Source organism: Sphingosinicella sp. BN140058, from assembly GCF_004135585.1.
Taxonomy (GTDB): Bacteria; Pseudomonadota; Alphaproteobacteria; order Sphingomonadales; family Sphingomonadaceae; genus Allosphingosinicella.
The window spans coordinates 288,551-303,752 of the sequence record NZ_CP035501.1; the positions used below are offsets into that span (position 1 = coordinate 288,551).

General features: G+C 67.6%; 15 protein-coding genes. 10 read left to right on the forward strand and 5 right to left on the reverse strand.

Annotated features, from left to right (window positions below; translation table 11 throughout):
- The first annotated feature begins 162 nt into the window (after positions 1-162).
- Positions 163-1,866, forward strand: coding sequence for a hypothetical protein (locus ETR14_RS01245; RefSeq protein ID WP_129382992.1), 1,704 nt, complete (start codon positions 163-165; stop codon positions 1,864-1,866).
- Positions 1,867-1,928: 62 nt separating this feature from the next.
- Positions 1,929-3,044 (forward strand): hypothetical protein, encoded by a 1,116-nt coding sequence (locus ETR14_RS01250; RefSeq protein WP_129382993.1) that lies wholly within the window; start codon positions 1,929-1,931, stop codon positions 3,042-3,044.
- Here ETR14_RS01250 and hemA read toward each other — a convergent pair.
- The 5 genes from hemA to ETR14_RS01270 form a co-directional block, all read right to left on the reverse strand.
- Positions 3,041-4,255, reverse strand: coding sequence for a 5-aminolevulinate synthase (gene hemA / locus ETR14_RS01255; RefSeq protein ID WP_129382994.1), 1,215 nt, complete (start codon positions 4,253-4,255; stop codon positions 3,041-3,043). The genes ETR14_RS01250 and hemA overlap by 4 nt on opposite strands.
- Before the next feature lie 129 nt (positions 4,256-4,384).
- Entirely contained in the window at positions 4,385-5,185 is an 801-nt protein-coding gene (locus ETR14_RS01260; protein WP_165356259.1) for a universal stress protein, read from the reverse strand.
- Between the two features lie 92 nt (positions 5,186-5,277).
- Complete coding sequence (locus tag ETR14_RS29615) at positions 5,278-6,375, reverse strand: M23 family metallopeptidase (protein ID WP_165356260.1); 1,098 nt, start codon at positions 6,373-6,375, stop codon at positions 5,278-5,280.
- 28 nt (positions 6,376-6,403) lie between these two features.
- Positions 6,404-8,293, reverse strand: coding sequence for a hypothetical protein (locus tag ETR14_RS28075; RefSeq protein ID WP_165356261.1), 1,890 nt, complete (start codon positions 8,291-8,293; stop codon positions 6,404-6,406).
- 39 nt (positions 8,294-8,332) lie between these two features.
- Positions 8,333-9,031, reverse strand: a complete 699-nt coding sequence (locus ETR14_RS01270) for a helix-turn-helix domain-containing protein (RefSeq protein WP_129382997.1) — start codon at positions 9,029-9,031, stop codon at positions 8,333-8,335.
- Between the two features lie 168 nt (positions 9,032-9,199).
- On the opposite strand from ETR14_RS01270, the gene ETR14_RS29020 reads away from it, so the two are divergent.
- From ETR14_RS29020 to ETR14_RS01310, 8 genes are all read left to right on the forward strand, one after another.
- Positions 9,200-9,799 carry a YdeI family protein gene (locus ETR14_RS29020; protein WP_129382998.1) on the forward strand — a complete coding sequence of 200 codons (600 nt, stop codon included), beginning with the start codon at positions 9,200-9,202 and terminating at the stop codon, positions 9,797-9,799.
- Between the two features lie 396 nt (positions 9,800-10,195).
- Positions 10,196-10,525, forward strand: coding sequence for a helix-turn-helix transcriptional regulator (locus ETR14_RS01280; protein ID WP_129382999.1), 330 nt, complete (start codon positions 10,196-10,198; stop codon positions 10,523-10,525).
- 90 nt (positions 10,526-10,615) lie between these two features.
- On the forward strand, positions 10,616-10,984 hold the full coding sequence (locus tag ETR14_RS01285; protein ID WP_243455711.1) for an ArsC/Spx/MgsR family protein: 369 nt from the start codon (positions 10,616-10,618) through the stop codon (positions 10,982-10,984).
- A gap of 79 nt (positions 10,985-11,063) precedes the next feature.
- Positions 11,064-11,498 carry an arsenic resistance N-acetyltransferase ArsN2 gene (gene arsN2, locus ETR14_RS01290; protein ID WP_129383001.1) on the forward strand — a complete coding sequence of 145 codons (435 nt, stop codon included), beginning with the start codon at positions 11,064-11,066 and terminating at the stop codon, positions 11,496-11,498.
- A complete protein-coding gene (gene arsH, locus ETR14_RS01295) occupies positions 11,495-12,238 on the forward strand; it encodes an arsenical resistance protein ArsH (RefSeq protein ID WP_129383002.1) in 744 nt (247 codons plus the stop codon). The genes arsN2 and arsH overlap by 4 nt, the downstream gene beginning before the upstream one ends.
- Positions 12,239-12,376: 138 nt before the next feature.
- A complete protein-coding gene (locus tag ETR14_RS01300) occupies positions 12,377-12,739 on the forward strand; it encodes a hypothetical protein (protein WP_129383003.1) in 363 nt (120 codons plus the stop codon).
- Positions 12,740-12,792: 53 nt separating this feature from the next.
- On the forward strand, positions 12,793-14,022 hold the full coding sequence (locus ETR14_RS01305) for a TolC family protein (protein WP_129383004.1): 1,230 nt from the start codon (positions 12,793-12,795) through the stop codon (positions 14,020-14,022).
- 10 nt (positions 14,023-14,032) lie between these two features.
- Positions 14,033-15,202 (forward strand): efflux RND transporter periplasmic adaptor subunit, encoded by a 1,170-nt coding sequence (locus tag ETR14_RS01310; RefSeq protein WP_129383005.1) that lies wholly within the window; start codon positions 14,033-14,035, stop codon positions 15,200-15,202.

A 15,202-nucleotide genomic window follows, 5' to 3' on the forward strand; every position in this document is an offset into this window, starting at 1 on the left:
ACTTAACACCAGAGCGTCGACCGAATAATTTCTGAAAGTTTGCTCAACGAGATACAGTAATAGCAGTTAGCATGGGCGGCAAAATGGCTGATTGACAATTTACGCCGCCATGAGAGCTTGGCGAAATCTAGAGATTACGATTCGGTTTTCGGGAGGCGTACCATGGTCAAGACTGCCGACGTCGCTTGGTTCAAGAGCAACTTTGGTGCCAGGATGGCGGAGGCGCTGCGAGGCACCGTGTTCGACGTGGACATGCTGACCGCGATCGCCTGTCAGGAGACCGGATCCTTGTGGGGGCCGATGCGGCAGATCGCCTCACTCACCCCCGAACGGGTGGTGGCGTTATGTTGCGGCGACACGCTCGATGCGGACAAGGGTCGACGCGCCTTTCCGCGTACCAAGGCCGATCTCCTGGCGGTGCCGAAAGGCGCGCAGATGTTCGACATCGCGCGCAAGGCGCTGCTCGACATGGCCGAGCACATTCCGGACTACCGCTTCGCCCGCACCAACACAAAGAAGTTCTGCCACGGCTTCGGCGTGTTCCAATATGATCTGCAATTCTTCCTGACCGATCCGGACTATTTTCTCGAGAGGCGGTATGAGAGTTTCGATCATGCGCTCCAGCACGCGATCGGCGAACTCAAGCGCGGCCTGCGCACTTTGCGGCTGCAGGATCGGAGCGCGATCAGCGACCGCGAATTCTGCCACGTCGCAATCGCCTACAATACCGGCGGCTTCAATCCCTCCAGGGATCTGAAGCAGGGGCATTTCGACGGCACCAAATTCTACGGCGAGGCCATCCGCGATTTCATGGCGATGGCGCGGGCGATCCCGACCGGAAACGCGCCGCCGGTCCGTCCCCCTGCCCCCGGCACGGTCACGCTTCCGCCTGCCGATACGATCACCGCAACCGGCCCGTTCTTCCAGGTCGACACCAACGCCAACACGGTGCGGTTGAGGAGCGAGGCGAAGATCAGCAATCCGGTGACGGCGAACGTTCGTGCCGACCTGCCCGACGGCCATGTCGTGCGCGCGCTCACCGGCACCGCCGTGAACGGCTTCATCGAAGTCCAGGCGCTGCTCGGCGGAAAGCTGTTTCAGGGCTTCGTCGCCGAGCGTCTGCTGGTGCGCGCCGCCGCGCCGGCACCCGCGCTGGTCCGTGAATCGGCGGAGGCGGCACCGGCACCCATTCCCGAAGCGCATCTGGCCGCGGCACCCGGAACGGTGACCAAGCGCACCGGAATTGCGGGCGCGCGGTCGCTGAGCGAACCGGCGATGCCGGCGCGCGCCGCCGAGGATCCTGCCGGGCTTCGCGACGAGCTGAACGCGATCATCGACTATCTCGCGACCGACGATCCGCGTCACAAACGCTACCAACCGCATGACGGCGCCACCTTCTGCAACATCTACGCCCATGATTATTGCCGCCTTGCCGGTACCTATCTGCCGCGGGTGTGGTGGTCGCAGCCTGCCTTGCTCCAGATCGCGCGCGGACAGAGCCCGCAGCCGCGGCTGGGCAGCAGCGTCGACGAAGTCCGGGCCAACGACATCTTCCGCTGGCTGCGCGATTTCGGCGAGCGCTTCGGCTGGCGCCGAGCCGCCACGGTAACCGAGCTCCAGGACCACGCCAATCTCGGCGGGGTCAGCCTCATCGTCGCACGGCGGCGGCAGGATGGCCGATCGGGACACATCGTCGCGGTGGTCCCCGAGACCGGGGACGAGACCGCGAAGCGCAATGCCGCCGGAGCCGTGACGATGCCGGTGCAGAGCCAGGCGGGAACGGTCAATTTCCGGCGCGGCCGGAGCACGCTCGACTGGTGGAAGAGCGAGCGCTTCGCCGAACACGCTTTCTGGCTGCACGCCTGATCGCCGAACGTGGCCGGGGCACATCGACGATGCCCCTGACGCTTGCAATCGAAAGGATCCTCATGGCCGTCTTCCGTGTCCTCGGCGACCAACTCGTTCCCGAGAGTGAATATGCAGCCAAGGCGCCGGAGCTCGTCCGCGCGATGCATGGCGCGAGCGCGCGCAACGATGCCGGGCCGAGCATCGCGCTGGAATCGGGTCAATTGTTCGAATTCGCAGCAGTTGCGGCGGATCCGACCGGTGGCGGGACGACGACGAACTTCACCCCGATCCGGTTCGGCAGCCCGGTGACGATCGACATCCGCCACGTCTACACGGGCAAGGTCGGCAGCAACGGCGGCTTCCTGGGGGGCGGCACCGGCGACATCGCCGTCGTTTCCGGCGTCAAGGAATGGAGCGCGTTCAAGGCGAGCGCCCGTGCGCTCAACTGGGTCGCGACGAAGAAGGGCAAACGCACCAACCTGCCGCGGCCGAGCGCGCTCAAGGACGGCACGCCGATCATCGCCTACCAGAAAGCGATCGCAACCAAGCAATTGGTCGTCTCCGTCGAGCTCGCCTCGGCACCGCGCGAGGAGTCGATCCTGGACGTGCTCGGCGAGGCATTCGCTGCGGCCGCGCAGATCCCGCTCTTCCTGCCCTATGCCGGAGCGCTGCTCGCGGCCGGGCAGATCGTGCCGGCGACCGGCAAATTGCTGAAGGCGATCAGCGGCGGCAATTCGTCGTGGGACGCGACCGAGGAGCTCAATTTCGGTATCGCCGGCCTTGCCGATGCCGATGCCGGCTACCGAGTGATCGCGTCGGCGAATTCGGGGCTGGAAGGGCTGCGCTTCCGCCCCGGCGCCGGTCTCATCGACAGTGATGGCCAGCCCTATGACGGCGACCAGCCCTATGTCGTGATCGCGGTCGACGGCGCCGCCCAGAGCGAACTCGAAAGCTTCACTGCGATGGTCACCTCGGCGGAGGTGATGAAACGCTTCCACATGGGGGAGAGCGGACAAAACCCGATCGTCGACGATCTGCTCGACCTGATGACGATCATCTCCGACGTCAAATTTCGCGAGGAGGCGCTCGCCCTCAAAGGCAAGATGACGGCGATGGCCGAGGATGAGAAGGCGAAGGCGCAATCCCGCTACGACGCCCTCGTCAGGAACATCATCAAGGGCGAATTGAAGCCTTAGGCAGCCAATCGCAATTCGAGCCGGTCCCAGATCTCGACGAGGGCCTCGGCGAGTTCGCGCATCATCGCGGTATCGTGGCTCGGGCCCGGGGTGAAGCGGAGGCGTTCGGTGCCGCGGGGGACGGTGGGATAGTTGATCGGCTGGACGTAGACGCCGTATTCGGCGAGCAGGATGTCGCTGATCTTCTTGGCCTTGACAGGATCGCCGACCATCAGCGGCACGATGTGGGTGGTCGACGCCATCACCGGCAGCCCGGCGTCGGCGAAGATCGTCTTCAGCTGCGCGGCGGCGGCCTGCTGCCCCTCGCGCTCGGCGCCGGACGCCTTGAGGTGGCGGACACTGGCGAGCGCGCCGGCGACCAGCACGGGCGACAGCGACGTCGTGAAGATGAAGCCGGGCGCATAGGAGCGGATCACGTCGACGATGTTCCTGTCGGCGGCGATGTAGCCGCCCATCACGCCGAACGCCTTGCCCAATGTGCCTTCGATGATGGTCAGGCGGTGGGCGACCGCGTCCCGCTCCGAAATGCCGCCGCCGCGGGCACCGTACATGCCGACGGCGTGGACCTCGTCGAGATAGGTGATCGCATTATACTTGTCGGCGAGATCGCAGATGTCGGCGATCGGGGCGACGTCGCCGTCCATCGAATAGACGCTCTCGAACGCGATCAGCTTGGGCACGTCCGGATCGGCGGCGGCGAGCAGCTCTTCGAGATGCGCCAGATCGTTGTGGCGGAAGATCTGCTTCTCGCAGCCCGAGGTGCGGATGCCGGCGATCATCGAGGCGTGGTTGAGTTCGTCGGAGAAGATCACGCAGCCCGGCAGCAATTTGCCGAGCGTCGAGAGCGTCGCCTCGTTCGAAATGTAGCCCGAGGTGAACAGCAAAGCCGCTTCCTTGCCGTGGAGATCGGCGAGCTCGGCCTCGAGATCGACATGATAATGGGTGTTGCCGCCGATGTTGCGGGTGCCGCCGGAGCCGGCACCGACATCGTGCAGCGCCTCCTCCATCGCCGCGATCACGGATGGATGCTGGCCCATCGCCAGGTAATCGTTCGAACACCACACGGTGATCGGCTTGGGGCCGTTATGCCCGGCAAAGCAGCGCGCGTTCGGAAAGGCGCCCTTGTTGCGCAGGATGTCGATGAACACCCGATACCGGCCCTCGGCATGAAGCCGGTCGATCGCCTGCGCGAAGGTTTTGGCGTAGTCCATAGCGGCCCTTTAAACCAATGGCGGCAACAAGCGCACTACGGGATTTACCGAGGATGCCGCGGCCGACCCTCGCTCGTCGCCCTTCGCGGCGAGCCACGGGCTCCATTCTCGTAAGCCAACTTTGATGTTTCAATGCGCGAGGACGAGCGGGAGCGCCGCCTGGCGAAGCATGTCGCGGGTGGTGCCGCCGAGCACCGCCTCCCGCATCCGCGTATGCCCATAGGCCCCCATCACGATCGTACCGGCACCGAGCGAGGCCGCGGTCTCGACCAGCGCCTCGGCCGGCCTGCGGCCCTCCGAGCGCCGCTCGACCAGTCCCGCCGCGATGCCGTGACCGGCGAGATAGGCCGCCGCGTCCGCCGCTGCAAAGCGGCCGGCCCCACCCGCGATCGACACGACATCGACCCCGCCCGCCAGGCGCAACAGCGGCAGAGCATGGCGCAGCGCGTGCGCGCTTTCCGCCGAGCCGTTCCAGGCCACCATCATCTTCGTCGCCGGATCGAAGCGAGTGCCGGTTCGCGGCACGGCGAGCACGGCCGATCGCGCGTGCAAGGCCACCTCGGACGCGAGCGCCAGGGCGGCCGGATCGTTGCCGGGAACGCTGATCACGATCGCGTCGGCAAGCGAGGAGCGTGCGATCAGCGCCTGGGCCGGTTCGCCATCCTCGCGCTGCCAGTCCCAGGCCACGGTGCCTGCGCGGAGCAGCGCCTCGCTCCGCTCCTGATGGGCGGTGTCGGCCGCTTCGATCTTCTCCATGAGAGCGGCCGGCGCGTAGACCCCGCCGAACGGATCGGCGACCACGAAGGTATTGAACGGCCGCGCCTGAACGCAGGTGACGTGCCCGCCGGCGGCGCCGGCCAGTGCCATGGCTGCGGCTAGGCGCGTGTCGAAGCCGGGATCGTCATTGGCGTAGAGCAGGATCGATGTCATCGACTCTTCCTCCGTGTCGGCCCGCGCACGCGCTCCCCGCCTTTTACACCAGCTTGGCCGGCTGCACAGCTTCCGGCGGCCGTCCGTGACACTCAGGGAAAGAGGACGACCGCGTTGGGACCGGGAAAGTCGGTCGGCGCAGCCTTGGTGACCGTCCATGGTGCATTCTGTCCGAAGGTCTCGATCGACGGGAAGCGGCCGACGATGGTGCCGCCGCCGAGCCGATAGGGTAGCCCTTCCGCTCCGAGCGTCGAGGCTGCATCCGCCACGTGAAAGTGGAGATGGGGCCGGCTCGCCTGTCCTGTCGAGCCGAGCCGTCCGATCACCTGGCCGCGCCGCACCCGGTCGCCCACCTTGACCCGCAGCCCCGGCATCAGATGCTCGTAGAAGGCGAACCGCCCGCCGCCGAGATCGAGCGCAAGGTAATTGCCCGAGGCGTCGGCGAGAGCGACAGCCGGGCGCTCCCCAACCGGCTCGGCCATGCCGTCCCGCGCGGCGGCGACCACAGCGTCGGCGACCGCCAGCACCTCCGCCCCAAGGCCGTCGCTCTTGCCCAAAGCCGCACCATCGTCGCCGACACGCATCCAGTCGATCGCGTGGCGGCCTGGAATGGTGACCTGGCCTGCGACTGCATATGGCACGCGACGGTGGCCTCGCTCCATGCCCGGATCGTAGATCGCCGCCCAGGGACCGCCCCGCAGCGGCGGTCCGAGCTGCGGCAGCGGGCGCGGATCGACGGCGAGAGTTCCGCCAATCACTTCGCCTGCGGACGTGCCCTCGAACTGGATCAGATGGTCGATCTGCGCCGGCAGGGACTCCGGCATGGCAAGATCGATATAAACGATCACCCGCCGCCCGGGCTCGATCGTGCGCGGATCGATTCCCCGCTCCCCACCCACCAGCAACGCGGCGCGCGCCAGAGACTCACCCTCAAGATTTGCGAGCGGTCTAGCGGAGGGGCGCGCACGGATGGTCAACCGCTCGAGGCTGAGCGGGCGCGCCGCGAAGTTGGTCAGATGAAGCTCGTAGCGGAGCAGCCTGACCCCTTCGATCACGACCGGAGCGGGCGTGCCGCGCGCCTCGATGGCGAAAGCCTGCTGAAGCTGTGTTTCGCGCCCTTCCGCAGCATGCGCCGCCGGAGCCTCAGGCAGCAGGCACAGGAGCATCGCTCCGAAACGAAGGCGCAGCATAAAATCCTCCCGGCATCCCCAGGCGAGACTAACCGATGGGGGCACGCTCGGCGATAGGTGACCGAAGACGCGCGTCGAGGCCGCGCACGATCGCACGCAGTTGATCGTTGCTGAGACGATCGAGCTGCTCGAGCGGCGTGAGACCCGCATCATAGGCGGCGACCTCATCCGGATGAGCCCGGATCCAAGCTGCGAGATCGGCTGCCAGCCGGCGGTTGGCGATGCCGTGACCGCTGCTGCCGCCGAACAGCGGCCCGTAGATCGAAGACAGCGCCAGGCGCGGGCTGGCCGCGAACGCGATCTCGGAGAGCTTCGCGCGATATTCGAGTTCGTCATTGGCGAGCGCATGCGTGCCGGTAAATTCAACCTGGTCGAGCGCATGCCGCCCTTCGTGCGCCAGGATCGCGCTGCCGAAGGTCGCCTCCGAATAGGCTTTTCGGAACGCGGCCGCGAACTCCGCCTCGGGCGTGCCGGCGCCGCGAACCTGCGCAACGATGTCGTCAATGCCCTGCAGCCGCAGGCGATCGCGGACCCCCGGCAGGAAAGCGATCGGCTCCGCTGCGGCGATCGCGCGATCGCTCGCGCGCTTGCGGGCGGTCTCGCGCAGCGCCCGGTCCCGGGCTTCGCCCGGCCGGGCGAGTGCAAGCGAGGTCTCGACCGTGGCCATGAAGCGCGGCCGCACCTGGACGATGGTGGTCCCCTCGACCGCCCAGCCACCCGGCCCGCCCGCGCCGTCGGCGAGCCATCCGGAGAAGCCGTTCTGCGCCATGGTGTCGATGGCGATGAAACGGAGCGTGCCGCTGCGCCCGTCCTGGGTCACCGACCTCTGCGCGTCGACGACGACGTGGCCGAGATGAAGGCTCGATACGCCGTTGCTCTTGCCGATCGTGCCGAACAGGTTGAAGTGGCGCCGCAGCTCCGGCCAAGGATCCGGCCCCGTCGAGCCGAGCTCCGCGACGGCGGCGGAGAGCATCGACGTCAGCCCCTGTTCGAACTGGTCCTCGTTCGAAGCGCCGTGCCGCGCATAATGGCGATCGTGCGCAAGCACCGCGGCATCGAGGCTGGCGCGCAGGCGAAGATAGGCGCCGATGGTCCGGCGGCCCGGGTCCTGGTCGCCGAGGGCCTGCCACCACGGCGCGTCCGCGATGAACCCGCGAAGCTCCTCGTCGAAGCCGGTTCGCATCAGGAGGAGAGCAAGGGCGAGACGATCACGAGGATCGCCGCCGATTGCCGCCCCGCGCCGGAAGACGCTCATCGCATCGCTGAGCAGCGGCTGCAGCGCCTGGGGCGAATCCTCGCCCGGTGCGAGGCCGAAATAGCTTCGCCAGCCGGCATAGGCGCCCGCTCCGTCTCCGGCGAGCAGACCGAGCGCCAGTCGAAGGCGTGCGCCCGCCGGGCTGGACCGCGCATCGGCCGGGAGCGCGGCCCAGGCCGCCTCGGCAGCGCGCACCAGCGCCGGCCTTCCCTCCCGGGCACCGGCCGCGGCCAGCATTCGGGCGCGAGCCCGTTCGACGGCGACGCCGGGCTCGACGGCCCGGCATCGCAGCGCGAGGCCGTCGATCGGCCCGTCTCCGGCCGCCACCTGAGCGTTCAGGATGCGCGCATAGAGCAAGGCTGCAGGACAGGGATCGGGATCCTCGCCGATGCCGCGGTCGAGCAGGCGCCGCGCAGTGGCGGCATCGCCGTCGACCAGCCAGGCGATACGAGCCGCCTCGCGGCGGGCAACACCACGATCGGCCGGGCTCGCCTTCGGATCCTCGGCGGCGCGGCGATACAGCGCCTCGGCCCGATTGACGTCATAGACGCCGTACGCCGCTGCCGCCTGGTCGACCAGGCTGCGCTGCTCCACGTCAGGCGGCGCGGCGGCGGCGAGCAACAGAGGAAGGGGAAAGGCGAACAGGCGTCGAGCGGATCTCATCGCGCCGAAGTAGAGCGCGAACGCCGGTCCGGTCTTGAATCAAACGGACACGGGCGTCCGCCATGCCCGCGGCGGACGACCGGTCAGCGTTGCGATCGATCGGGTCATATGCGCCTGGTCGGCGAAACCGGCGGCGGCGGCGATGTCGGCGAGCGGCGCCGTGCCGCAGACGATCTCACGCCAGGCGGCGAGCGTGCGCACCCGCCAGCGATAGCGTGCCGGCGCGATGCCATAGGCGCTGCGGAAATGGCGCGTGATCGTCCGCGCCGACACGCGATGATGCGCCGCCCATGCGATCAGCGAAGGCGCCTCGGGTGCGGCGAGCGCCGCGGCGAGAAGATCGGGCAGATCCTGCTCGGGCCGGTGCGACGGCCGTACCCTCTGCCCGATGATGGCAGCGGCGTCTTCCGGGGCACGCAGGATCTCGGCGCGCAGGGCGTCCGGATCGGCAACACTGCCGCTTTCGAGCCGCAGGCCGTCGGCGATCGACAATGGCACGTTCACCACCGCGACCTGGTTGCCGTCGATCCAGTTGGCATGGCCGGAGCGTGGCGGATGCACGAGCACCTGTCCGGGCTCGGCCCGGTACCGGCCGCCATCTCCCGCCTCCATGTAGGCGCCCCGCAGCACGATCGCGGCATAGGCCTGATCGTGCGCGTGCCATGCCAGCTTCGACGCTGCGGCGATCCGCTGCGGGGCGAGCTGCGCTTCCGGAGACAAGAGTGTGTGAATGCGCATCCCGATCCAGCGGACAGCTTTTCCCGAAGTATAAGGCGCCCGCGTAGGTAGGCAAAGGCGTTTGCCACCTCACGTTCGAGGCACCGGCATAGCCCTGGCGCCATCGGCCCTTCTCTTTCCGCGCGATCCTCTCCAGAAACACGGACGTCCGCTACCAGAGGAGAGCGCATGCCGCCGGTGAAAGTCGATCCCGACAAGGTCCACGAATTCGAAACGGCAGACCTCTTCCATGACTGGCTGTCGCGCCATCACGATCGCGAGGACGAAGTCTGGATCAAGATCCACAAGGTCGGATCGGGGCGCCCGTCGATCACGCCCAAGGAAGCGATCGACGTGGTCCTCTGCTGGGGCTGGATCGACGCAATCCGGAAATCGTTCGACAAGACGAGCTACCTGCAGCGTTACACCAAACGTCGCCCCAAGAGCATCTGGAGCAAGATCAACGTCGACAACGTCGCCCGCCTGACGGCCGAAGGGCGGATGACCGAGCATGGCCTCCGGGAAGTCGAAGCCGCCAAAGCCGACGGCCGCTGGGACCGCGCTTATGGCAGCGGCAAGGAGATGACGATCCCGGACGACCTTCAGGCCGCGATCGACGCCGATCCGGAGGCAAAGGCTATGCTGGCCAAGCTCAGCGCCCAGAACCGCTTCGCCCTCGCCTTCCGCCTGCACAACCTCAAAACCGAAGCCGCGCGCAAGCGCAAGATCGCGCAGTTCGTCGACATGCTGAGGCGCGGCGAGACCCCCCACCCGCAGCGGCGCAGCTAACCCATTCCAGCGACCGTATTGACCGATAATACGGTCGATTTTCCATATTCGATCCCGGCCGAGCGCAGCCCGCGCGACGCCGCGGCGGCAAGCGGACCGGAACCGGCCGCCCTGGAATACGCGACCGTCGTGCGGCCTGTGCACAGCGGATCGCAGGGCGGCCGACCAACTGCCCCGTTCTTTTCTGGACCTCCGTCTTCAAGGAAGGCGCCTTGCGGTACCCTGTGACGGAAAGATGGTCCCCCGCGACGCCCAAGGAAGCGCATTCACGGCGGAGCCGTCGGAACATATCATGAACAAGGTTGAGGATCAACCGCTAGGAGGGGCGGACTGAACTTTTGCCGCCTCGCATCAACGAGACTTGCAAGGTGCCGTCATATCGGTAAATCTGGAAGTGTGGATACCGACTCGGCCCTGAACTGTCTTGCCGCTCTCTCGCAGAGAACTCGGCTGGAGACCTACCGCCTCCTCGTCAGGCACGAGCCCGCAGGATTGCCCGCAGGCGAGGTCGCGCGCCGATTGGACATACCCCAGAACACGATGTCCACGCACCTTGCGACGCTGGCACGTGCAGGACTGGTCATATCGGAGCGGCGCAGCCGCTCGATCGTCTACCGCGCCAATCTCGAACGGCTGCGGACGCTGACCCTCTTCCTCGTCAAAGACTGCTGCGGCGGCAGCGCCGAGCTGTGCGGATCCCTTTTATCCGAACTCGTCCCCTGCTGATGATGGACAAGGAGGGCACCGGCGTGAGCACAGCCGGCATCGTCAATCTACCACAACCCGGATTGCGGCACGTCTCGGACCGTGCTCGCCATGATCCGCAACGCCGGCATCGAACCCCATGTCGTCGAATACCTCAAGACGCCGCCGAGCCGTCCCCTGCTCGAGCAGCTGATCCAACGAGCCGGGATCACCGCCCGCCATCTGCTCCGGCAGAAGGACACGCCCTATGCGGAACTCGGGCTCGACGACGAGAACCTGACGGACGCGCAGATCGTGAATGCGATGGTGGACAATCCCGCCCTCATGAACCGGCCGCTCGTGGTCTCACCTATGGGCGTGAAGCTGTGTCGGCCGTCCGAAGCAGTGCTGGAGCTTCTCCCCTCGGAGCAGCAGCGCGCGTTTGCAAAGGAAGATGGTGAACAGGTGGTGGGCGCGGACGGACGGCGCGTCGCACAGTGAACGCGACTGTCTCGGTCGCGCCGACGTCGATGGTGCCGATCCGACTCGGGCCGGCGCGGTTCGAAGAAAAGGCGACTGCATGACGAGGTTGGAACAGGTCCCACGGCGTGACTACGGCGCGATGCGCCGCGCGCTCCAACAGGCCGGCCTGCCCACGGACGATCTGGAGGCGCCCGGCCGCAGCTTTTTCCGTCTGGCCGACCAAGCCGGATCGGTCGGCTATGTCGGGCTGGAAGGCGCAGGCGCCGATCGCCTGCTCCGCTCCCTTGTCGTGTTCGAGACTCGTCGGAGCGAAGGGCTCGGCACGCGCCTCGTCAAGGAAGCCGAGCGGATGGCCGCTCACGACCAGGTTCGACGAATACACCTTCTCACCACCGGCGCTGCTTCGTTCTTTCGCCGCTTGGGCTACCGCGAGGCCGACCGCGTCGCGGCGCCTCCGCCGATCGCGACAACGGCGCAGTTCATGTCGCTTTGCCCAGCGAGCGCCACCTATCTCGTCAAGGAGCTCGCATGAGCCGCGTACGCGTCCTTCCCGATCCCGACATCTTCCCCGCGCTCGACCCGTCCTACGTGATCCGGAGGCCGGCCCTCGGCCTCGCCGACGATCAGTCGCCGCCCCGCATCCTCCTCCTCTACGGTTCGCTTCGCCAACGATCCTTTTCCCGGTTCGCTACCGAAGAGGCTGCGAGGCTGCTGCAGATGTTCGGCGCGGAGACCCGAATCTTCGATCCGTCCGACCTTCCCCTCCCCGATCAGATTCCCGGCGACGATCATCCGGCCGTCCGGGATCTGCGCGAACTGTCGATATGGTCGGAGGGTCAGGTCTGGTGCAGCCCCGAACGGCACGGCCAGATCACCGGGATCATGAAGGCGCAGATCGATCACCTGCCGCTCGAGATGAGGGGCATGCGCCCGACGCAGGGCCGCTCCCTCGCCGTGATGCAGGTCTCTGGCGGCTCGCAATCCTTCAACGCCGTCAACACGCTGCGGCTGCTCGGCCGCTGGATGCGCATGTTCACCATCCCGAACCAATCCTCGGTCGCCATGGCCTACAAGGAATTCGACGAGAATGGCCGCATGAAGGCTTCGAGCTATTACGATCGGATCGTCGACGTCATGGAGGAACTGGTCCGCATCACCGTGCTGATGCGGCCGCACGCCACACAGCTCGTGAACCGCTATTCGGAACGGAAGGCCTCCGGAGTTGCTGTCGATCCGGGCACCGATCACTCCGCAGCAGCCATCGCTCGGTGACGATGGCGCGCGGAGCGGACGAGCGCTTCCCGGCGTTCGGTCGCCTGCATCGAGGCCCCTGCAAGCCACATCTGGAGGCGGCGGGATGAGGCGCGCGCACTGCTCGCAATTCCACGAGAGATCGGCTACCTGTCGCACATGGCTCTCCTGAAACTCTGGCGGTCCGCGATGCGGGCGGTGGCAGCCCTGCTGCTGCTCACATTCGCCACGCCTGCGCTCGCCGAAATCGGCTGCGCCGGGGAGAGCGTCGCGCATCTGAGGGCCGGCGCCGTGGCCGGGGCGGACGACCATGCGACGGCGGACACGGACAACCGGTCTGATCCCGACAAGGGATCCCCGAAGGGCCATTGCGCCTTCAATCACGGCCATTGCGCCGGCATTCCCTCCAGCGCTCGGGACGCTGCGGTACCGGTGATGGCCACAGTGGAGTATCGGTCCACCCCGGCCCGTCCGCTGATGGCGAGCCCGGTCGACATGCCGGAGCGCCCACCCTCCGCCTGAACCCAGCCGCGCCCGACCACGGGATCGCACCAGCTCGGACTTCAGGATGGAAAATGACACGCACAATGCAGCGGGCTCGTGCCTTGGCAGGCACCGTCGCGGCCGCGCTCTTCGCGCTCGCGGCCAGTGATGCCTACGCACGCCCGATCACGCTCGCCGAGGCCCTCGGCCACGTCGAGGACAACGCCCCTCTGCTGACGGCAGCACAGGCATCGGTTCGCGCAGCGCAGGCACGGGCGCGCCAGGCCGGCGTGTCGCCCAATCCCGAGCTCGACGCCGAGGTCGAGAATGCCTTCGGCACCGGGCGCTACAGCCGCTTCGGGGGCACGGAGCTCACCGTGGCCATAGCCCAACGCTTCGAACGAGGCGGCAAGCGACATGCGCGGATGGCGCTCGCCCGCGCGGACCTCGAACTCGCCAGCATAAGCCTTCTTCGAACTAGGGCGGACATCGTACGGGACATCGGCAATGCATTCGCTGACCTGGTCGCGGCCGAGCAGAAGCTCGCTCTGGCTCAAGAGACGATCGTTCGCTCGGAGGAGCTCGCGCGGACGGCCCGCCTCATGGTCGAGAACGGCCGCGACCCGCCGTTGCGGCAGTTCCGCGCCGAGAGCGCCCTTGCGGAAGCTCGGGCCGACGCCCAGCGCGCCCGCTCCGAGGAGGAGCAGGCGAGCCGTGCCCTGGCCCGCCTGATCGGCACTCCGGAGGACGATCTGGACGCCGTGGGTGGTGAAGGGCCGCCTTTGCCCGATACGGCCACGGCGAGCGGCGTTCCTCTTACCCTGCGTATCGCCGAAGCGGAACGCCGGCTCGCCGAAGCGCGGATCGCTCTCGAGCGCAGTGCGGGTGTGTCCGACATCACCGCCCGTGCAGGCCTTCGTGGCCTCGCCGAGACCAAGGACGTCGCACTTGTCGGCGGCATCACGATGCCGCTCGCCATTCGCGACCGTAATCGGGGCGGTGTCGAAGCGGCGCAGGCCGAGCTGCTCGCCGCCGAGGCCAGGATGGCGCAGGCAAGGCTGGATAGCGAGCGGGAGACCCGGGACGCACGATCGCTCCTCTCGGCCGCGCAAGCGCGCTTGTCGGCATTGGAAGGCGCGGGCCTCACGCAGGCGCAGGAAGCGATCCGCGTTGCACAAATCGGATATGGCGCGGGCAAGTTCTCGCTCCTGGATGTCTTCGACGCCCAGGCCAGTCTCACTTCCACCCGCACCTCGATCATCGAAGCCCGCCGAGACCGTGCCCGCGCCCTGGCGGCGCTCGAGCGCGCACTGGCGCAATAAGGACATGTCCATGGACCGACGGACAATCACCTCCATCGCCGGTGTCGGCATCGTCGCGGCCGCGGCCGGACTCGGAGCCGGTTCGTTGATCTGGCGGAACGCACCCGCCAGTCACGAAGGCGAAGGCGCCGGCGAGCACGCCGAGAGTCAGCATGAGCAAGGCGAGACTGAAGAAGCCCGCGAGGGCTTCGTCGCGCTTCCGCCCGCCACTGCGTCGACCGCCGGCGTCGAGGTCACGACCGTCGCTCGAGGCGGCGGCGCCGAGCTCCTCATCCCAGGACGGGCCGCCTTCGCGCCGAACGCGCAAGCCGCCGTCGGTGCGCCTCTCGGAGGCGTCGTGCAGCGCGTGCACGTTGCGCCGGGAACCAACGTCCGCGCCGGAGCGCCGCTCGTGACCATCCGCAGCCCCGAAGGCGCATCGCTAAACGCATCAGCGGATGCAGCGCGGGCTGAGGTCGAAGCTGCTCAGGCGGCCCACCGCCGGGAAACGCAGCTGTACCGGGCCAAGGTTACCGCGCGCCAGGATCTCGAGGCCGCGAGAGCGACATCGCTGAAAGCCCAGGCCAGCCTGCGAGCAGCGCAGGCCCAGATCGCCGCCGTCGGCTCACCCGGCGCGACAGGATATGTGATCGTGCGATCTCCGATGGCGGGTACCATCACCTCTCTCGGGGCCGCCACCGGGTCCGTGCTGGCCCAGGGGGCGACGGTAGCGCAGGTCGCGGACCAGAACCGCGTCGAACTGATCTTCGAGGCACCCGCCGGCGCATCCCGGACGATCCGCATCGGCAGCCCTATCCTCGCCACCATGGCGGGCGGTGAGGAGATCCGCTCGGTCGTGACGGCGATCTCGCCGAACGCCGCGACAGCGGGAGCCCAGGTCCGGGCTCGCCCGATCGGCTTCGTGCCGCCGGCAGGCACGCCGGTGTCCGGCCGCGTTCTCACCGGTGCCGCCGACACGATCGTGGTTCCGGCAGACGCGGTGCAGAATGTCGAAGGACGATCGGTCGTCTTCGTCGCCGACGGCAGCGGCTTCCGCGCCACGCCGGTGGTGGCAGGCCGGTCGGCCGCCGGGCGAACCGAGATCCTGAAGGGGCTGACGGGACGTGAACGGATCGCCGGGCGCGGTGCGTTCCTCCTCAAGGCGGAGCTCTCCAAATCCGAAGCGGAGCACGAGCACTGA